The following is a 20,699-nucleotide window of genomic DNA, read 5'->3' as shown; positions in this document are numbered from 1 at the left end:
GGGAAAACCACATCGATATGATCGTCATCGGCATTCGGCGGCGCTCGAAGCTGGATAAACTGCTTTTTGGCTCCAACGCCCAATACATCGTTATCAAGGCGCATTGCCCCGTGCTTTGCGTTAAATAAAGAAATCATTTTTTTACTATAAACCCAATGTCATTCACTTAAGCGATAGGTTTGTATTAAAGGAAGAATTTCTTCGGTTTGGCTTTATGTTTTCGAGGATATTTTCTTCCCGGCCTTATCGGTTCAACGGCTCTTTGAAAAACGCTTTGCAGATCTTCAATTAAACGCCCCGCCGGTATTCTGAAACAACAACCCGACAGCACCTTTGGTTTTTGAAAGAGCTTGAGTGAAGTTGATCTGGAATTGATGTTTTCTTTCGATTATCGCTCATAGACGATATGGCGGTCACCTCAACCGGCAAACTCGACAAAATCGAGCTGAGACGTCAATTCACGGGCAGAACGACACAAATGGTGATATAAAAAGACCGCCGGGATTTAGAACCCGGCGGCTTTAAGGGATGGTCCGGGGTTCACCCGGACCATCCTTCGAACTTGCGGTTGGCTGCCGTGGGCTCGATTTTTTTTAAACAGCCTGCTATATTGCAAAAAAAAGGAGGGTGTCTTGAAATTTAAAAAACTATTCTCGCCGATCACCATCGGAAACATGGAATTGAAGAACAGAATCGTGATGGCGCCCATGGCCACCAATTTTCTATCCTATGGAGAGATAAACCAGCGGTTCATCAGTTTTTATCGAGAACGCGCCAAAGGGGGACCCGGTCTCATCGTCATCTCCATGACCCCTAACCGACTCGATAACAATCCCCCCTTCCCCGGCGTTTATGATGACCGCTTTATATCCGGAATTTCAAAGCTGGCGGCGGCCTGTAAAGAATTCGATGTCAAGGTGGTCGCGCAACTGGTGGTAACCTATAGCTGGGCGTTTCCGGGACGTCCGGTGGAATTTGTCAGCCCGTCGGGCACCACCATAACCAAACGGGTGGATCCTCCGTTTAGACTGGGGGGACCGCTTCCGGGGTGTTCACCCCATCGCCGGCCGTTGAAAGAGGATGAAATCAGGGAGATTATCGAGGATATCGGCGATGCGGCCGGAAGGCTCAGAGAAGCGGGGTTTGACGGCGTTCAATATTTAGCCGCGGCCGGATATCTCGTATCCCAGTTTATCTCGCCCATCACGAATCAAAGAACGGATTCATATGGCGGCAATGTAGAAAATCGAATGCGTTTTCTGACCGATATATTAGCGGATTGTAAACAGAAGGCCGGCGAGGATTGGTCCTATCTGACGCGGATTTCCCCTCAAAAGACCAAATCCGGAATTACTGTAGACGACCTGAAAGAGATCGCGCTCATTCTGCAACAGGCCGGTGTGCACGCCATTGATGCCTTGCCCGGATGGCATGAAGATCCCATCCCCATGATCGCGCCGGCAACCCCTCAGGGCCAGTGGGCTTCCATCGCGCAAGCGCTTAAAGAAACCGTTCAGATTCCCATCGGCGCCGGGACACAGATTCAAGAGCCGGAAATCGCCGAGAGCATATTGGAAGAAGGAAAAGCCGATTATATTTATATGTGCCGCGCCATGATCGCCGAGCCCGATTTTCCCAATTTGGCCAAAGCGGGCAGAACGGATGAGATTCGGCCTTGTATCACCTGCGGGCACTGTCTGGAATCCATTGCGGACAATGTGTGCGTGCATTGTTCGGTGAATCCCGCAGCGGGCCGGGAAGCGGACTATCCGTTTACGCCTGCGCAAAAACCCAAAAAAGTGTTTGTGGTCGGCGGCGGCCCGGCAGGCTTGGAAGCGGCCAAAATTGCGGCTGCCAGAGGGCATCATGTTACCCTCTTTGAAAAAACGGGGCAATTGGGCGGGCAGTTGAACCTGGCCTTTATTCCGCCGCATAAAAAAAGAATCGGGTTATTAGATGCGTATTTGATTCGGGAAGTCGAGCGATCCTCTGTTAACGTGATGCTGAACACCGAATTTACGGTGGAAACCGCCGAGCGGGAACGCCCGGATGTGGTGATTGTCGCGATCGGTTCGGATCCGATCATTCCGCCGATACCCGGCGTTGACCTGAAGCAGGTGGTGACGGCGCTGGATGTTCTGGCGGGAAAGGTGGAAACCGGCCAGAATGTCGTTATCATCGGTGGAGGCGCGGTCGGATGCGAGACGGCCGAATTCCTGAGCATGCAGGGAAAGCTGCCGGTCATTATCGAAATGCTTGATTCCGCGGCCAAAGACGTTTGTAAGATCAACCGATGGCATCTGATATCAAGATTGGCGCAAGCCTGCGTGGGCATCCAATTAAGCGCGAAGGTCGTCGGCATCAGCGACAAAGGTGTTGAAGGCATCCGTCAAGGCAAGAGCGAACTTTTCCCGGCGGATACCGTTGTGCTGGCCGTTGGAATGCGGGGCAACCGGTCGCTGACCCACCTTTTGAGGGGAAAAGTACCGCAAGTCTATTATGTGGGCGATTGTACGGAACCCCGGAAAATGACCCAGGCGCTGACGGAAGGGTTTATGGCAGGCGCAACGGCCTAGTGAATTTCAATCGCAGGATTTCGCCGTGCTATTATTGCACTAACATACCGTGCCAGTATGATATGGTCTAATGCCAGCGAACACTGAGTTAAGCGTAATTACAACAAGGCCAAAGAATGAGAGAAGTTGGAAGATGAGGTTGAACGGCTCAAAAAAGAAAACAAACGCCTTTTGATGGAGCGCGAGAGCTTAAAAAGGCGGCGGCCTTCTTTCCCAACGAGTCGAATTAAGGTTTGATTTCATCCGGCAGCAAATGAGGACAATCCTGTGGCCCTGTCATGTGCGGTTATGCGAGTGAGCCGGAGCGAATTTTACGATTACCTGGTCCGGTATGCATCAGGGGATGATCACCGGCTGGGCGATGTTTGATTAGCAAGGCAAATTAAAGAAATATTTAACGAGTACAGAGCAAGTTGCGGTTCCCACCAAATGGTAAAGCATTTGCGGGCCGAAGGCTGGCTGTACCTGGCCGTTGTTATAGATCTGATTTCTCGTCAGATCGACGGTTGGGCAATGGATGATCGGATGAAAATACAGCTCGAAATAGAGATGCCCTGGCAATGGCTTCCTGGCTAAGAAAGCCACCGAAAGGGCTTTTGCAGCTTTCGGATCGCGGCAGTCAATACGCATGCCACGATTATCAAAAAAAGCTTAATTCTTATGGGATGCATCCTATCATGAGTTGCAAGGGTAGCTGATCTTGAACTATATTACATTCTAAAATAGTATCCGGCTCCATTCTATGCCGGGGTATTTATCGCCAATGGCGTATGAGAAAGGGCAGTATTTAAAGATTGTTTGATTTTGTATTAGTTTTTACTTAACTACTAAAGTGTACATACGAGAGTGTAGAAGGCGAGAGCCGGGGCCGCAATGAGGCGGTTTGCGGGCAGGTTAGGATTTTTCGCGGCAAGTTGCCCGGACTGCTCAAACGGTTGAGCAGGATCGAGTATCCGAGAAACGCCAAAAAGGTAAAGCACAAGCTCCGCTGCTGATGATCTATGGGGTACTGGGTTTCGTTGTTTTTAAGATGAGTTCTTGTCGCGAGACCAATCGGGAGATGACCCGTCCGATGTTTTGGCAGAATCTGAAGTTTATTTTTTAGCCGTCTGTTTTTATTTACAAACCAGTAATGCTCCCCCCCTAACCGGACATTACCGGCTTTTAATTGGAGAATTTTAGATGCATTCAAAAGAAAATGTGCCGACATATTTTAGAATTTACCTTAAATTAAAACATAGTATTCTTACCGGGGAGTACGAAAGAGGTGAAAAATTCGGTGTTATCGTGGATCTTGCGAAAAAATATGCGGTTTCAACCTCAACAATAAGTCGAGCACTCAATATTCTGGAAGACGAAGGCCTTTTGGCAAAAAAGCAAGGGATGGGAATCATTATTCCCAAAGATGCCAACTTGGACTCCGTCGTAATTGGAAAAATTATAATCGAAAAGAAAATTACCGCTGCCGTCCTTGAATCGCTTGAATTTGCCATTATCTCATCAGGGTGGGTTATTCCGCCTCGTCGTGTAGCAAAATTTTACGATATAGAACCCCAACACCCTAATTCTAAAGTATTTAAAATTTTTCACACAATGACATTTAAACATAATCCATCATATAAAGTGGCCTCAAGCCATTATTTAAGCGAAGATATATTTCGTACGTTGAAGATAGATAGCAACAGTAAACCCTTTGACATGATACTAGGTGTAACCAAATGGTTGGATAGTATTCCGCTGGAATACACTGAATCACTTCGTCCTTACGTGTGTACGAACGAAATTGCCGAATTACTTGGTCTACCCGACGGAACACCAGTTTTTTATCATGACTATTTTTTAAAAGATTGCCAAAATAAACGATACTGTTGGGAATCAATATCAACAGGGAATCTTCATACCCATAAAGTGGCATTTACTAACGCAGAGGTAAGTTGAAAAATGGATACCAATGTTTGTAAGTGCTCAGCAGCGTTATGATCAAGAGTTGTGCGCGGGCTCAAGTATGACGGAATCAAAGGATATCGGCAGGAGCCCACCTTGTTCCTGCCCGAAGCGGTATGCCAGCCCAAATGCTCTCACATACCGTTTGCGCCGGTTCTTTCTGGCTCGGCCGCCAAAGAGTCTTGGCCGTTTTCTGGCTCTGCCTGATTGTCCCTTCATTAATTTCCCAACCACACTGGACTATCACCGTGATCCCCTTTTGGTGGGTGCGTTAGCACTGAATAAACAATTATAGCAAACCGCAATGACGATCCGGGCAATGGTGTCACCTTTTAAGCCGCAGCGCTAAGCAGGCTTATTTAACCGCGCGTTTGCGCAACCTGTCCATCACCCGATCCGCCGATTTACCCGGCGTATTGATTATTACCACAAAGGGATACAGGGCGCCTTCGGCCCCTTTTATGTATCCGGCGCGGGTCGAGACACCGATCAGTGTGCCGGTTTTATAATAGGCATGGTCCGTTTCCCACAGCAGATGATGGTGAGGCAAAAACGCCTTGAGCAGCCGGCTCATTGTGCGCGCAGAGATGCGATTGTCCCTTGAAATTCCCGACCCCTCCGCGAGTTGCAACTGTTGAATCCCCAGTTTTGTTTTGGCAAATGCTTGGGCGGCGGCCACGCCCTTGGCCAGTGTGCCGGGTGCGCCGAACGCTTTGGCGCCGGCGGCGATCAGCAATTGATTGGCAATAAAATTGTTGGAATACGCCATCAACTTGGCGACGGTTTCATCCAGGGAAAAAGAAGAAACATAAGAGAGAAGCGGCGTGTCGTTTAGTGGATCAATTTTCCCGAGCCGAACCCGCCCCGTGACGATTCCCCCTTTTTGCTTCAGAAAATACTGGAACAGCTCACCAAAATAAAGTGCCGCCTCATCTTTTTGATTAGACAACATGATTCGTCCCTCTTTGAGCTTGGAAGCTCGAATGCGCGGCAACACGGACGGCAACAGGGGCGTCTGGGGTTCGTCGCTGATGGTGGTTCCGTTTTTTAGCCGCTTGAACGATACGGTGTTGAAGTTGGCGCAAAGGGCGCCGTTGGGCGCGTCATAAGGGTTCAACGTATCGGTTACACCGGGAATGGTGAGTGAATCAGCGAAAAAAGACGTGTCTAGCACCACATCATTTATCCTGATCGAGCGGGAGGCCAGTCGCCGCTGAACAGCGCTTGCCATTTCCACGATGACTTCCGAGATCAGCAGCGGATCACCGAATCCCTTTATTTTTAAATTGCCTGTATTATCCAGATAAAACTCGGTGGTGAACCGGTGGTCCTGGCCGAGATAATAATATGCCGTAAGCGCTGTAAGAATTTTCAGGGTGGAGGCGGGCACCAAGGGCTGGTCGATACGAACCGCCACCAGGAGGTGGCCGTCTGGTGCCGCCAGAAGGCAGGCGTCATCCTTGCCCAATAAATTGTTGAATGAAGCCGAATCATCGTTCCCTCTGGCCGTGCCGGGAACCAGGATGATGGCAGCAAAGAGAAAACATAGAATGTGGGGTCGAAAGAATATCATCGCATCTTTTCCTGAAAAGCCTTTGGCGAAAACATGCACCTAATCCGGCAAAGCCGGATGCTGGGCGGCTGGGATGCTGGGAGGCTGGGATGCATAAAAGCCATCTTTCACCTTCGGTGAATATATACGCAACAGCGTGTATCATTGGAGAAGGTTGTTAGCTGCCAAGCATCCCAGCCTCCCAGCATCCCAGCATCCGGCTTTGCCGGATTAGGACTTATTTGCTGTCAACAACCAGCGTCACCGGCCCATCATTGACGAGCGACACAGCCATCATGGCGCCAAATTCACCGGTCTGAACCGTCAGCCCATTCCGGCGCGCCAGGTTTACGAAATATGCATATAACCGGTTGGCGGATTCAGGTGCCGCGGCCTGAATAAAGGAGGGGCGCCTGCCCTTTCGGCAATCACCCAGCAGCGTGAACTGGGAGACCACCAGCATCTGGCCGCCGGTATCAAGAATGGAACGGTTCATCTTGCCGGCCTCATCTTCAAATACCCTCAGGTTCAGAATTTTTTCACACAAATAATCCGCATCCTTCTCCGAGTCATCCCGGGCAACGCCTATCAGTACGAGCAGGCCCTGCCCGATGGCGCCGATGGTTTGGTCTTTCACCGTGACTCGGCTTTCCGCAACTCGCTGAATAACGGCTCTCATGGCTTGTCAAATCCTTTGTTTTTCAATGCGGCAAAGGGATTGTTAAAGGGTTGATTCGCGGGCTTTTCTTGCCGGGGTTTGCCATGAGTCGACGGTGCTTTTTTTTGAGACGCAGGCGCCCGGTCGCCCGGTGCGCTTTTTATGGATAGGGAAATTCGTTTCCTTGCCGAATCTACTTCCAGCACGGTTACCATCACCTTTTGCTGAACCTTGACGATTTCGGCCGGATTTTTGACAAACCGGTCCGCCAGCTCACTGACATGCACCAGACCGTCCTGATGCACGCCAATGTCCACAAAGGCTCCGAACGCGGTGACATTGGTGACGATGCCGGGCAGCTTCATGCCGGGTAACAGATCCTCCATTTTTTCGATGCCGCTCGCAAATTCAAAGATTTCAAAAGATTTTCGCGGATCACGACCGGGCTTGGCAAGCTCTTTAAGAATGTCGTTGAGGGTCGGAAGCCCCACGGTATCCGTTACATAGGCGGTTAAGTCGATTTTGTTTCGAAGTTCGGCAGAAGACATCAGGTCCGTAATGTGACATCCCAAATCCCGGGCCATGGTGTTCACCAGGGCGTATCTTTCCGGGTGAACGGCGCTCGCGTCCAGCGGATTCGCGCCGTTTTGAATCCGTAAAAATCCGGCGCACTGTTCAAAGGCCTTGGGCCCCAGCCGGTGCACTTTCTTAAGTTTTTCTCTTGAATCGAAAGGTCCGTTTTCGTCCCGATGCACGATGATATTTTGCGCCAGTTGCGGGCCGAGGCCAGACACATATGTGAGCAATTGCGCACTGGCGCGATTGACGTCCACCCCCACGCTGTTGACGCAGCTGATCACCACATCATCCAGGGATTGCTTGAGCGCGGTTTGATCCACATCGTGCTGATACTGACCGACGCCGATGGACTTGGGATCGATTTTCACCAATTCGGCCAGTGGATCCATCAGGCGCCTGCCGATGGATACAGCGCCCCGAACCGTTAAATCGTGATCTGGAAATTCTTTTCTGGCGACCTCGGAGGCCGAATAAACCGAAGCACCGCTTTCGTTGACCATGATCACCGGAATCAACCGGGGCAGGGGCAGGGCGCGGACGAACGCTTCGGTCTCCCTGCCGGCTGTCCCATTGCCGACGGCGATGGCTTCCACCTCGAAGCGCTCACAAAGCGCCAACACGGTGTCCCTTGCGATTTGCACCTGCCTTTCCGAAGAATGGGGAAAGATGACATCATCATGGAGCAGTTTCCCCTGTCGATCCAGACAGACCAATTTGCAGCCCGTACGAAACCCGGGATCGATGCCCATCACGCGTTTTGCCCCGAGAGGGGGCGCCAATAACAATTGGCGAAGGTTATCGGCAAAAACGCGAATGGCCTCCGCATCGGCCCTTTCTTTGGTGGCCAGGCGCAACTCAGTCTCCATGGATCTGGACAGCAGCCGCTTATAGCTGTCAAGCAATGCGGCTTTGACCTCAAGGCAATCCGGTCCGTCCCCCGTTAAAAAAAGGTCTTGCAGGATGTCGATGGCTTCCTCTTCGGGCGGCACCATGGAAAGATTGAGCATATCCTCGTTTTCTCCGCGGCGCATTGCTAAAATTCGATGAGAAGGGGCGGTGGCGACCGGCTCCTGCCAATCAAAATAATCTTTGTACTTTTCGCCCGCAGTTTCCATGTTCGCGGCGACTTTGCTTTTGATCGTCGCCCTTGTGAGATAGAGACGTCGCAATCGGGCGCGGGCTTCGCCGTCTTCATTGATGATTTCTGCGATGATGTCACGCGCGCCGGCCAGTGCATCGGCGACGCTTTCGACCCCTTTATCGGCATTCAAAAAGGCAATGGCCTCGGCTTGCGGGTCGCAACCCGTTTGCATTAGCAGCATCTCCGCCAGCGGCGCCAGGCCTTTTTCCCGCGCAATGGTTCCCCGTGTTCGTCGCTTCGGTTTAAACGGCAGGTAGATGTCTTCCAGGACGGCGAGGGTGTCCGCCGCCGCTACGGCGGCTTTCAACTCATCGGTCAACACCCCTTGTTGCGTCATGGAATTAAGAATGCTGGCCTTTCGGGCATCAAGCTCCTCCAATTGCTTCAGACGGTCTCTGATGGCGGTAATGACCACTTCATCCAGGCTTCCGGTGACTTCTTTTCGATATCTGGCGATAAAGGGAATGGTGGCGCCGTCTTCAAGAAGCGCACCGGTCGCTTCTACCTGGGATTCGTTGATGGACAGTTCGCCGGAAATTTTCTGAACATGAATTGTTTCCAATGGATGTTTCCTCGTTACGGATGAGTGAAGCGGATTGAACGCTCGGCTGAAAACCGTCGAAGGCGACTGTATTCGAACGAGCATAAAAGTGTTGATCGTATAGAGCACCGGTCGAAGTCATGTCAAGCCAAAGAAATGCGTGGAATGAGTGGATAGGTGAGACAACCAATTGTTATTTATATTTATTGATATCACCTCGTATCAGATGTATTGAAAAATAGCATAACCTCTGTTAGGAATGTCAAGTTGGAACAACAACCAAGCAAAACCTTGGGGTCGCTCCCGGCACACCGTGCAAGGGGGACGTTATATTGGGTAAGTTTTCAAAAAAAGGAGCATGAATGTCGGAACCTATTGAAGCCATTGACGCCGTCATTGGCCTGTGTTGTAAGGCCGTAAAGGAAGTTCTTGAAATCAACACCCGAAAAGAAATCAGTTTTTCAAAAACCATTCAAAAAGTCCCGAAGGTTAGCCTTCGGCCTCAAATCGGCTGCTTTGTACCGTTTAACGGGGATTATAATGGGCTGGTGGTTATCAACTTCTCAGGCGGAGCGGCCCTGAACCTGTATAAAAGTTATATGACCTCCATGGGGCTTCCGGAGGAGGAGCTGGCCAATGACTATACCTCGGTGGACGTTCCAGACAGTTTGGGGGAAATGGTCAACCAGATCATGGGAAAACTGACCAAGCTGATCGAGGATCGTTATGATTTATCAACCGTCTGCGGTCAACCCAAAGCACTGGCCCTGAACAGTGCCATTATTTTAACAATTGATTCAGATTTCAAGGAAAACCGGCGCATTGCTTTCGCGGTGGACAAACAGCGATTTTATTTTGAATTGGCGATGGAATCCACGAAGTTTGTGGTTGCCTCCTAGCAGAAGACGCCGGCCTTCCCCGGCGCTGGAAAAAAAGGGGAAGGCCGGAATGAACTCAATGCGTGACGCGAATTCCGCCATAAACCGTTCTACCCTCTCTGGGAAGACCGTAACTCTCCTCATAATCCTCATCGAAAAGATTATCCACGCCGACGTAGCAGGTCAATTTGTTGGTGAGAAAAGATTTTTCAAGCCTCGTATCGAAAATGGTATAATCGTTCATTTCCCGTTTAATCAGCGGACTTTTCCTGGAATAGGTATATTGGTTGGATTCATGAAGCAGACTTGCATAAGCTGAAAATCCGTACATAAAATCGTATTTGCCTTCCAATGTTAGTTTATGTTCCGGCCGGTATTGCAGCTCGTCTTTTTCCGAGCCGGGAGACTTGTCTTCGCTTTCCATATAGGTATAGCTGGTTCTGAGCAGCAGGTTCTTGACGGTGCGGGTTTCAACTGACAATTCGACTCCCTGAAAACGATACTCGTCATGATTTTCATACGGCCCGTCGTCCTTTTCAATGTAGTCGTCCACATCCTGATAAAAGCCCGTCAGGGAGAGCTCTGTCGTTTCACCGATTCGTTGCGAGGCGCCGACTTCATAGTTATTTGCTTTTTCTTCGCTCAGGTCCGGATTCCCCGTCGCTTTGTCATAGAGCTGCCGAATAGAGGGGAAACGGATCTTTTTGGCGAAAGAGGCCCGAATGCGGGTGGTTTCCGTGATATCGTAATGGGTACCGATGAGATAAGCCCCTTTGTCCTGGTCATCTCCGATATCCTTTTTGAACCAATGGTGACTGTAACCCAGGACAATTCCCATGAGCTTTATCGGGTAGATTTCATACTCGCAGGACGCCGAATGCGTTTGCGTATCCCACTCCTCGCTGAAATACACAAAGGGCTTACCCTTTTTTTCGACTATTTTTCCGTCCGAATCGAATTCTTCTTTTCGAGTCGCGAACCCGAAAGCCAAGTCACCTGCGGCATTCAGACTGTAGTGCGCCTGAAAATAGCCGCCGGTAATCAGGGTCTCATCCTGCTTATGATAGAGCCCGTTGATAGTTAGATCTTCCTGCGTGCTGTAAGTGGCATCGTCGTATTGATTGTCCTCCTCCTCCATCCGGTTCATAAATACCGATCCACGAATATCCGCAGGGCCGGGAATATCATAGCTTGCGGAAAGTTGAGTCGAGAAACCCTCCAAGTCGTCGACGCGTTCATATTTCTGGTTGCTGGCAAAGGGATCCTGACGACTATCAAGAACACCGGTCGGGATGCCGTACTCACCGGTAAAATAGTTGAGAACAACACCGATATTCAGGTTGTCCGTAGGGTTCATACCGACGTTGGCAAACAGGCTGTTTCGTTCACGGTCGCTGTTGTCGCGAAGGTCCCCGTCTTCATAGGGAGTATCATCAAAATCATTCGAGAGCGGATATCCGTCGGTGTCCGATGCGCTGCCGCTGAGGAAAAAATTGACCGTTTCGCTCCCGCCGGAAAGGCTGAATTTTTCAAGCCATCGGTTCCGTTCCCCGGCTTCAGCGGCAGCACTCACCTGTATTCCCGGGGTGCCTTTTTTCGTGATGATATTGATGACCCCGGCCAGCCCGCCGTCCCCGTATAAAACGGAATTACTACCGTAAGACACCTTGATTTTGGCGATATTTTCTACCGGAATGAGGGTAGGGTCGAATTGCCCGTCGTTGGTGGAGTTAAATGGTATGCCGTCCAGCAATAATACGATGTGCCTGGAGCGAAGTCCCCGTATGTCGATTCGGGGGGTACCGGCCCCGCCGGTTTTAAGGCTGAGTCCGGGTAAAAGCCGAATGGCTTCATCCAGCGTGCCGGCACCACTGATTTCAATATCTTCTGCGGTGATGGTTCGATTGGTACCGACGGCTTCAACGCCAAGCTTCGTATCTGATACGACGATTTCACCCAGTGTGTATTCCTGCGTGTTTTGACTTAATTCCGAGGCGATGAGGTGCTGAGAAAACATGATGTCGGCCGTTAGGGTAATAAACAAAAAACAGATCACTTTTTTCATGTTGAATCTATCTCTCCTTTCCTATCTGAATTCTTATGGGTGGCTCCTTGGGCGTTTTTAATTGCCACAGAATAACTGCACTGAAGGGATTAGGTATCCGTTAGATCCATTAAAAGTCAATATTTTAAAAAATATAAATCTAAAAATGGTAAAAGATAACCATAAATAACTTGTAAAGGTTGCAATCAATGTGGGAATCGGATGTATTTTGTATCCATTCAAAGCTTTAAAGCCTCACGCCTTGATACAGTGCATTTAAGGTGAATCGAATTCATGTTTATTCGATGCATGTTATATCAACATAAGTATGTTACAGGAATTTTAAATTTTTATAGTTATTGACCAATGTTTAAAAATTACCTATAAGCTTTTTTTAAATAGTATCAATAACAAACAATCGGAAACGTTGTGGCCTCTGAGAGGAATTTCATTGCGGCGATGGTGGTTATCGTTTCGCCGATTATCTGCATTTGTTTATCCCTATGTGTCGGCAGGTATCCTTTAGCCTTATTCGATGTGTTGAAAATCATATTGAGCCGGATTGAATTTCTTCATCTGTCGGTGCCGGATATTCCATACGGAGTGGTTTGGGATATTCGGTTACCGCGGGCCATTTTGGGGGCGTTGGTGGGTGGCGCACTGGCTGTCAGTGGTGCGGCCTTTCAGGGGCTTTTTAAAAATCCCCTGGTCAGTTCCGGCATTTTGGGCGTCAGTGCGGGCGCCGGGTTCGGGGCCACCCTATCGATCTTGTTGTTTCATTCGGCGGCCGCCACTTACCCGCTATCACTCGGTTTTGGCATTCTGGCTGTTTTTCTGAGTTGCTTGATCGGCAGAGTGTATCAATCGACACCCAGTATTATGTTGGTGTTGGGTGGGGTCATCGTGGCCTCGGTGTTTTCAGCTTTGATCTCCTTTGCCAAATTTGTTGCTGATCCGTATGAGCAACTTCCCGCTATTGTTTTCTGGTTAATGGGCTCGCTTGCCAATGCCGGTTATGATGAGATTGCTTCGGCGGTCCTTCCCATTTTTATTGGGTCCGCCGGCCTTTATGGCATCAGGTGGCGCATTAATGTGCTTTCCATGGGAGATAAGGAAGCGCAAACGCTCGGGGTAAACATACGGCTTTCAAAGGCGATCGTTATTATTTGTGCGAGCCTTGCCACGGCCGGTGCCGTTTCGGTCAGTGGAGTGATTGGCTGGATCGGATTGGTCATTCCCCATATCGGCCGCATGCTGGTCGGAAACGATAACCGGGTGCTGATTCCGGTCAGCTTTTCTCTGGGAGCGTCTTTTCTTATTCTGGTTGACAATCTGGGTAGAATATTGACGGGGGCTGAAATTCCGCTCGGTATCTTGACCGCCATTATCGGGGGGCCGTTTTTTGTCTATCTGTTGAAAAAAACGAAAGGGGGGGGATGGTAATGGGGATGCCCCTGTTATCAGTGGAACACGTCGGTTTTTCGTATGACCGTCAGCAGATTTTACAGGATATCAGCTTCAACGTTGAAAAAGGAGAGGTGTTTTGTTTGCTGGGGCCAAATGGGTGCGGGAAAACCACCCTGATAGACTGCATCCTTGGGGTCCAACGATTTAAATCCGGCCGTATTAGGGTCTCGGGCGAGTCCATTGTCGGGATACCACCGGGTACTCTGGCCCGATCCATTTCCTATGTGCCGCAATGCCACGAGCGGACATTTCCTTACACGGTATTGGAAATTGTGATGATGGGTCGTGCCGCCTACACCGGTTTATTTTCCGGACCGAAATTGGCGGACAGGCGGATCGCCGAATTGGCCTTGGAGAGTATCGGTATCGCTCATTTGAAAACAAGGCCCTATACCCGGCTAAGCGGCGGAGAGGGCCAGTTGGTCATGATTGCAAGGGCGATCGCCCAGAGTGCACCGCTCGTGATTATGGATGAACCCACAGCCCACCTTGATTACAAGAATGAATTAATGGTGCTTGAAAACATTGCCGGGCTCGTGCGTGAAAGAGGCATATCGGTGATTATGGCGACGCATTTTCCCAATCATGCTTTTTTTTTCGAAAACAACGCGATATCCACCACGGTCGCGATGCTTAAGGACACACGGTTCATCGAAATCGGCGCGCCTGAAACCGTGTTGCGAGCAAAAGAGATTAAAACATTATACGGCATACAGGCCGACATCATTACCTATTGGAACGGTTCTGATCGGCCGGGAAAACAGGTGATACCGATTCGTACCCTCAGGCAAGGGGCCTGAAAAGGAATAGACGCTCCCACTTGGATATAATAAATGAAAATATACAGTAAGCTATGGTATGTTTTGGCCGGAATGGCGCTGGCGGTGTGCCTTACACCCGCGTTCGTTCATGGGCAACCGGCAACCACGGGCGTTGATGGTACGGGGTCAACGCTTGTGGATTGTAAGGGTCGTTCGGTCGTATTGCCGGCAAGGGTGGACAGAATCGCTTGTCTGTATGCGTTTACCGGTCATGTGGTCACGATGTTGGGAAGAGGGCCGGATATTGTTGCTGTCTCAAACGGTCTTAAACGCGATTCGCTGCTGCATCGCATTTGCCCTTCGATTTTGAAGGCCCGGGTGCCCAAGGCACAAGGGGCGATCAATATTGAAGAATTACTGGCGTCCAAGCCCGATGTTTTGTTTATGCCGGGCGATGTTGCCGGTGATCCGGCAGACATGGCCAAACTGGCGCGATTCAAAATACCCTATCTGATTATCGACTACACCGATATCGAGACACAGCAGCATGCCATCGAACTAATCGGGCAGGCCGTTCATGCCGGCGCGCGTGCGGCTGAATTTATTGCCTATTACCAAAACACGATTGATCGCGTGCGCCAAATCACAAACACCATTCCAAAGGAAAAACGAATTCGCGTTTATTATGCCGTAAACGAGCCCCTTCGAACCACGTTGATTCAAGGGCTTGAATCGGCGTGGCTCAAGGTGACCGGATGCGAAAATGTGGCTCTCAACCGGAAGCCGCAGGTCATTGAGGGGAAAAACATCGCGAGTCTGGAGCAGATTTTATTATGGAACCCGGATGTTATACTGGCCAATGAGCCAAGTGCCGCAGCCTTTATGCTTCACGAGGAGAAATGGTCCGCTCTAACTGCCGTGAAACGTAAGCGGGTTTACCGAATGCCCATCGGCATTTCGCGCTGGGGGCATCCGGGATCAATGGAAACGCCGCTGGCCATCCTTTGGACCGCCAAACAACTTTATCCGGAACGGTTTACCCAAGTGGATATGCGGGCTGAAACGCGCTCATTTTATAAGAAGTTTTTCAACTATGAGCTTTCAAATGCGATGACGGAAAAAATTCTAAATGGCGAAAATGTAAGAAAACCAAAAAAAAGGAAATCAGGTTGATTTTGATTCAATAAAGATGAAAGCGGATGGAACGGAAGCATTCGTCGTAAGGAGTGAAGCAATGAGGCTGCTGGTAGCGATTGACGATACGGATAATTTGGAGAGCGTCGGAACCGGAGTATTGGCATCGATGTTGTCGGAAAGCTTATTTCTCAACGGATGGGGAAACGGAGGTCATGTGACCCGCCATCAGATGCTGGTTCATCCGGACATTCCCTACACGTCGCACAACAGCGCCATGTGTTTTCCTGCAGAGATAAAGGGCGGCTGCATGGAAGCCTTTGTGACCTTTGCGATTGCGTTTTTGCAGAAGGAAAGTGCTCCCGGCTCCGATCCGGGGTTGTGTGTCGTGAATATCGATCGGCTTTTATCACCGGATGAATTAATGGCCTTTGGGCATGATGCCAAGAACAAGGTATTGATGAAAGCGGATGCTTATGAGATAGCAAATCGTCTGAGGGTGCATCTTTCGGAGCATGGGGGCACCGGGCAGGGCGTTATTGGCGCACTTGCCGCGGTGGGGTTGCGCCTGACCGGAAATGACGGTCGGTTTAAAGGTCATTTTAAAATTGAATCGGCAGACGGGATTGTCACCCCTGCGGAGATTAAAAGGCAAACGCACGTGGAAGTGGTTCAATCCATAGAGGGGCGGTTGCTGAAAGAAAATGAGAAAATACGACTCGGCAAAAAGGTAAAAGCGGTATTGCTATCAGGAAAGTCCACCTTACTGGTGAATAACATCGAATCCGAAGAAAATGGTTCGGTGCAATGGGAGACATGCAGTAAACAACAATTGCGGGTGTACTGAGAAAGGATGACCGTTCATGTCGAGCCGGCAAACTTATTCGGACCTTGAAAAAGAATTTACCGGCGGCCTCAACAACTGGGCGCCGGCCGCTGAAGCAGCATCAAAATGCCCTGCCTTTGTTCCCGATGATGAGGATGAACAAATCGCTGACGACCCGGTCTCATGCTATAATTGCCGGTATCGGCGGTGGACATTCAACTCGATAGTATGTATAAAACAATCAATCGGCTAAAAGCACTCCTTCGTTTGTCAAGGCTGTGTTTTTATCCATGGCTTCGATGTTACATCAAAAGATGAGGCGCATTTTATTATAATGATTTTAAGCCATTTACCAGAAACATGCACGCTGTTGCGTGTATATTCGCCGAAGGTGAAAGCTGGCTTTTATGCATCCCAGCATTCCAGCATCCGGCTTTGCCGGATTAGGCAGAGACGCATGTGATGAACGAACTGGTTGCCCACCAGACACATTTGTTCAGCCGCACTTCTAACAACATAACGATTCTTGAAGAAAATTAGCCGCTCTGTTGCAAGCGCGTGAAGATTTCAAAGATGATTAATTTTTTCTCCGGGAGGCAGTATGACACGGTGGACACCCATTCATTACAAAATTGAATTGACGCCGAATCTGGCGACATTTCGGTTTACGGGGCAAGTGGAAATTCTGATGCAGACGGGGGTCGGTGCGCGGGACATCGGTTTAAATACTCTGGCGCTGGCTATTTGGGGATGCCGGGTGAAGATCGGCGAACGATGGGAGGAGTGCCCGTTTACGACAAATCCGGAAAAGGAGATGGTCAGTATTTTCCTGCCCCGGAAAATGAGCGGTGCCATATGGGTGCAAATCGAGTTTGACGGCGTGATTAATAATAAATTGGGCGGATGGTATCGCAGCGGGTATGAATTGGATCATCAGGCCCGGTTCATGGCGGTGACCCAATTCCAGGAAAGTCACGCCAGGCAGGTGTTTCCCTGTTTCGATTCCCCGGAACAAAAAGCAACCTTTGACATCACGTTATGGGTGGACCAGCATTTGAGCGCTGTTTCCAATCAGGATATCGTGGAAGAAAGACGCGTGGCGGGCGGGAAAAAACGCGTCCGTTTTCGGCAGACGCCCCGCATGTCGACGTATTTACTTTTCTTGGGGGTCGGTGATTTTGATCTTCTGGTGCATGAAACCGATGGCCGAGTGCGGGCGCTATCCACACCGGGCCATATTCAGGAGACCGGATTCGGCCTTGCATTCGGCGAAAAATCACTTCGATTTTGCGAAGACTATTTTAACATTCCCTACCCCTTAAGCAAAATGGATCTGATCGCGATACCGGATTTTGCCTTTGGCGCCATGGAAAACTGGGGGGCGATTACCTTTCGGGAAAACCTGTTGTTATACGACCCGGCGACCACGAGTCAGGCGGGCGTCGCGCGGATTTGCGAAGTGATTGCCCATGAGATTGTGCATCAGTGGTTCGGCAATCTGGTCAGCCCCTCTGATTGGAAATATTTGTGGCTTAATGAAAGCTTTGCCACGTACACGAGCTATGATGCGGTCGATCATTATTACCCGGAATGGCGAAATTGGGAGCAATTTGTCTACCATCAAACGGCTTCGGCCCTGGCCCGAGACGGATTATTTGAAACCTTTCCCATTGAGATTCCGGGAGGCGAGCATGTGGTCATCAACACGGCCACCGCGCCGATCATTTACAATAAGGGGGGCAGCATTCTCCGGCAGATCAGGGGATATATCGGGGATGAGCGGTATCGGAAAGGACTTTATGCCTACCTTAAAAAGCATGCCTACGGGTGTGCCGACAGCAGCGACCTATGGAACGCTTTTGAGAAAGCGGCGAAAAAACCGGTGACGGCCTTGATGAAAAGCTGGATCGAACAGCCCGGGTTTCCGTTGATCGAGGCCCATCTTGAAGGCCGGGAACTGGTGCTGACGCAACAGCGGTTTACCTATCTGGATCAGCCGCCGAATGAATTGTCAACCGAGACACCGCCGTTGGCCGCTCGATGGTTGATTCCAATTTCAATTCAGGTCATGAACGCAGTCGGAGACTCACGGCAAATGGAGGTGCTGCTCGAAGACGCGCAAGTTCGGCTTGATCTCGGGGCGGATGCGTCAGCAGTCAAAGTCAATGCCGGACAAACCGGGTTTTATCGGGTTCGCTATGCGAATAAAGAGAATCTGAATCGTTTGGGAGCGCACGTTCGTTCAAAAGCGTTGGGCCCGTTTGATCGCTGGGGTCTTGCGGATGATCTTTTCGCACTGGTGCGACGGGGCGATGCGCGTATGGATGATTATCTTGATTTCCTGAAATGGTATGATCAAGAGGATGCCTTCCTGCCATTGATGAGTATCGCGGATCATCTGTTGCTGGCCGGTTTGGTGCTGCCCGAAGCCGCGGCAAAGGCGGTAACGAATTTCGGCCGGAATTTTCTGGAGGCGCTTCTTTCCAGAATCGGATATGAACCAGCCGGCGAAGAGCCGCATGTCACGGCTATTCTCAGAGATCATGTTCTCTATTTGGCGGCCTTTTTTGAATCGGATACGGCCATATCTTATGGCATGGAAAAATTCGAGATATTTTCCGCAGGCGGCGCCATTCATCCCGATATCATGAAAAGCGCGGCACAGGTGGCGGCGATGGTGTCTCCGAATACGGCCTATGATCAGTTGATTCGTCTATTAGAGGCGTCCAACAGTGAGCATGAGCGCATAAGCTTGTTGACAGCGTTGGGGTGTGTGCGGGGAGAAGCGTTTATTCAAAAGGGAATTGCCTACACCTTGGCCCGGGTGCCGTCGCGAAACAAACATATTCCTCTTGTCGGCTTTGCTCAAAATCCGAATGCCATTGAATGGATATGGAAATGGTTTGAACAGAACAACAAGAAAATGGCGGATTTTCACCCTCTCATTCTGGAGCGGGTGGTCAGCGCCATCATTCCGTTGGGCGGCATGGGTCATGAAAAGGATGTATTTGCCTATTTCGAAAATGATTTCGACAAGGCCGGCGTTTCGGCCGGTGTGATTCGAATGTCTTTGGAAAAACTGACGATCAATGTTCGTATGCGTAACGCGCATGCATAGGTTTCCAGCTGGCTTCGCCCGCATTCGACCGGTGTAACTTATTTATTTATCAAGAAGTTGTCAACGTTTTGGCGTGAAAAGCCCTTGCAGTCCCTTGCTGATAAGCCTGGCGGGGTAATTGCCGGCTGCATATCCGATGCCGATAAGCATCAGCCAGACGACCACTTCGGCGCCGAGGGTGTAACCGCGGTCCGCGGCCAGCTTTGGCGCAAAAACGGCGGCCAGGACGAATCCGATCAAAATGCGCCAGGTGTCCACGGAAAAAAGAAGATAAAAAAAATAATATAAGACTCGGTTGGTAGGACTTTTCAAACCGGTTTCCTTTCAAACTGTTACGGTTTTTTGAACCTGTCACTCGGGGTTCGGCGCCTTATCTTTCGGCCCAGCCGGCATAATGCCGCCTATCCATAATCGTCCTTCACCGGCTTTTCAAATCTTTTTTTGATTGAAAGCGTCGTTTCCCGTGATAATGAAGCTAATAAACTCGATTCCTAATCCGGCAAAGCCGGACGCTGGGATGCTGGGATGCATAAAAGCCATCTTTCACCTTCGGCGAATATACACGCAAAAGCGTGCATGTTTCTGATAAAGGGTCTGATAAGGAGATTGCAACATGATATTCGGATACAGCACCAACGCATTTGTAAATTATACGTTGATCGAGGCTATCGAGCGGATTGCCCGGTTGGGGTTTAAGGGGGTTGAAATTATGGGAGATCGGCCTCATCTTTACCCCCCTGATTTCGACGAAAAAGAGGTGAATCTAATAAAATCGGTCCTTGATAACCACTGCATGAAGGTTACGAATATTAACAGTTTTACCTTGTTTGCAGTTGGGGATACCTATTTGCCGTCCTGGATTGAGCCGGTTGAGGCCCGTCGGGCGATTCGGGTTCAACATACCCTTGACAGCCTTTACATGGCGCATGAGCTCGGGTGCAAAAACATTTCAATTCCGCCGGGTGGGCCATTAAATGCAATGGCCGTAGAGGGAGCAAAGGCGCTTTTTTATGACGGTTTGGCACAGGTAATTCCCACCGCTGAAAAACTGGGTGTTAACTTGCTGATCGAGCCCGAGCCCGATCTGATGATCGAAACCTCGGCTCAGTTTCTGGACTTTATCGCGGGCGTTCACTCTTCGGCGGTCGGGCTTAATTTTGATATCGGTCATTTTTTTTGTGCGGGGGAAGACCCTGCCGTCGCGTTTAATACGCTTTTCAAGTGGGTTAGGCATGTCCATTTGGAGGATATCGCCGCCAGCCGTGCGCACCACCATTTGATTCCCGGCGTCGGCGCCATTGATTTTACTTCCGTGTTAAGGGAGATGATGCGCCTTGGTTATAAGGGCGATATTAGTTTGGAGCTATACACGTATAAAGATGATCCAGACACTGCAGGTCGAAAGAGCCTTGATTTTCTGCAGCCCATTTTTGATGAGTTAGGAATCAATCCAAATGGATGATTCTGACAAGATGCGCGA

At 50.0% G+C, this 20,699-nt stretch carries 15 protein-coding genes and 1 pseudogene; 11 read left to right on the top strand and 5 right to left on the bottom strand.

What is annotated here, in order from left to right:
• Positions 1-11: 11 nt before the first annotated feature.
• From RBT11_05065 to RBT11_05050, 4 genes and pseudogenes are all read left to right on the top strand, one after another.
• Entirely contained in the window at positions 12-128 is a 117-nt protein-coding gene (locus RBT11_05065; GenBank protein MDX9786117.1) for a universal stress protein, read from the top strand.
• A gap of 504 nt (positions 129-632) precedes the next feature.
• Positions 633-2,576 (top strand): FAD-dependent oxidoreductase, encoded by a 1,944-nt coding sequence (locus tag RBT11_05060; GenBank protein MDX9786116.1) that lies wholly within the window; start codon positions 633-635, stop codon positions 2,574-2,576.
• Positions 2,577-3,026: 450 nt separating this feature from the next.
• Positions 3,027-3,294, top strand: a pseudogene (locus tag RBT11_05055) (DDE-type integrase/transposase/recombinase).
• Between the two features lie 464 nt (positions 3,295-3,758).
• Entirely contained in the window at positions 3,759-4,514 is a 756-nt protein-coding gene (locus RBT11_05050; GenBank protein ID MDX9786115.1) for a GntR family transcriptional regulator, read from the top strand.
• 361 nt (positions 4,515-4,875) lie between these two features.
• Here the strand turns inward: RBT11_05050 and RBT11_05045 are convergent, their stop codons facing one another.
• The 3 genes from RBT11_05045 to RBT11_05035 all read right to left on the bottom strand — a co-directional run bounded on the left by RBT11_05045 (position 4,876) and on the right by RBT11_05035 (position 9,012).
• Complete coding sequence (locus RBT11_05045) at positions 4,876-6,093, bottom strand: D-alanyl-D-alanine carboxypeptidase (protein ID MDX9786114.1); 1,218 nt, start codon at positions 6,091-6,093, stop codon at positions 4,876-4,878.
• Between the two features lie 217 nt (positions 6,094-6,310).
• Entirely contained in the window at positions 6,311-6,751 is a 441-nt protein-coding gene (dtd, locus tag RBT11_05040; protein ID MDX9786113.1) for a D-aminoacyl-tRNA deacylase, read from the bottom strand.
• Entirely contained in the window at positions 6,748-9,012 is a 2,265-nt protein-coding gene (locus RBT11_05035; protein ID MDX9786112.1) for a Tex family protein, read from the bottom strand. The genes dtd and RBT11_05035 overlap by 4 nt, the downstream gene beginning before the upstream one ends.
• Before the next feature lie 341 nt (positions 9,013-9,353).
• Here RBT11_05035 and RBT11_05030 point away from each other — a divergent pair, with 341 nt between their 5' ends.
• Entirely contained in the window at positions 9,354-9,890 is a 537-nt protein-coding gene (locus RBT11_05030) for a DUF3334 family protein (protein ID MDX9786111.1), read from the top strand.
• A 55-nt stretch (positions 9,891-9,945) separates the two neighbouring features.
• Here RBT11_05030 and RBT11_05025 read toward each other — a convergent pair whose 3' ends face one another.
• Positions 9,946-11,934, bottom strand: a complete 1,989-nt coding sequence (locus RBT11_05025) for a TonB-dependent receptor (GenBank protein ID MDX9786110.1) — start codon at positions 11,932-11,934, stop codon at positions 9,946-9,948.
• A gap of 408 nt (positions 11,935-12,342) precedes the next feature.
• Here RBT11_05025 and RBT11_05020 point away from each other — a divergent pair, with 408 nt between their 5' ends.
• The 5 genes from RBT11_05020 to RBT11_05000 all read left to right on the top strand — a co-directional run bounded on the left by RBT11_05020 (position 12,343) and on the right by RBT11_05000 (position 19,219).
• Positions 12,343-13,356, top strand: a complete 1,014-nt coding sequence (locus tag RBT11_05020) for an iron ABC transporter permease (protein ID MDX9786109.1) — start codon at positions 12,343-12,345, stop codon at positions 13,354-13,356.
• Positions 13,356-14,180 (top strand): ABC transporter ATP-binding protein, encoded by an 825-nt coding sequence (locus RBT11_05015; protein MDX9786108.1) that lies wholly within the window; start codon positions 13,356-13,358, stop codon positions 14,178-14,180. The genes RBT11_05020 and RBT11_05015 overlap by 1 nt, the downstream gene beginning before the upstream one ends.
• A 33-nt stretch (positions 14,181-14,213) precedes the next feature.
• Positions 14,214-15,314 carry an ABC transporter substrate-binding protein gene (locus RBT11_05010; protein MDX9786107.1) on the top strand — a complete coding sequence of 367 codons (1,101 nt, stop codon included), beginning with the start codon at positions 14,214-14,216 and terminating at the stop codon, positions 15,312-15,314.
• Between the two features lie 61 nt (positions 15,315-15,375).
• Positions 15,376-16,122 (top strand): hypothetical protein, encoded by a 747-nt coding sequence (locus tag RBT11_05005; GenBank protein ID MDX9786106.1) that lies wholly within the window; start codon positions 15,376-15,378, stop codon positions 16,120-16,122.
• A gap of 580 nt (positions 16,123-16,702) precedes the next feature.
• Entirely contained in the window at positions 16,703-19,219 is a 2,517-nt protein-coding gene (locus RBT11_05000) for a M1 family metallopeptidase (protein MDX9786105.1), read from the top strand.
• Between the two features lie 60 nt (positions 19,220-19,279).
• Here RBT11_05000 and RBT11_04995 read toward each other — a convergent pair whose 3' ends face one another.
• The gene (locus tag RBT11_04995) at positions 19,280-19,531 is read right to left on the bottom strand and encodes a hypothetical protein (GenBank protein ID MDX9786104.1); all 252 of its coding nucleotides are present in this window, start codon (positions 19,529-19,531) and stop codon (positions 19,280-19,282) included.
• A gap of 301 nt (positions 19,532-19,832) precedes the next feature.
• Between RBT11_04995 and RBT11_04990 the strand changes: the two genes are divergently transcribed.
• Entirely contained in the window at positions 19,833-20,681 is an 849-nt protein-coding gene (locus RBT11_04990) for a sugar phosphate isomerase/epimerase family protein (GenBank protein MDX9786103.1), read from the top strand.
• Positions 20,682-20,699: the final 18 nt, after the last annotated feature.

It is taken from the genome of Desulfobacterales bacterium (assembly GCA_034003325.1).
Classification (GTDB): Bacteria; Desulfobacterota; Desulfobacteria; order Desulfobacterales; family JAFDDL01; genus JAVEYW01.
The sequence above is the reverse complement of the archived record's forward strand: the minus strand, read 5'-3'. Positions and strand labels throughout refer to the sequence as shown.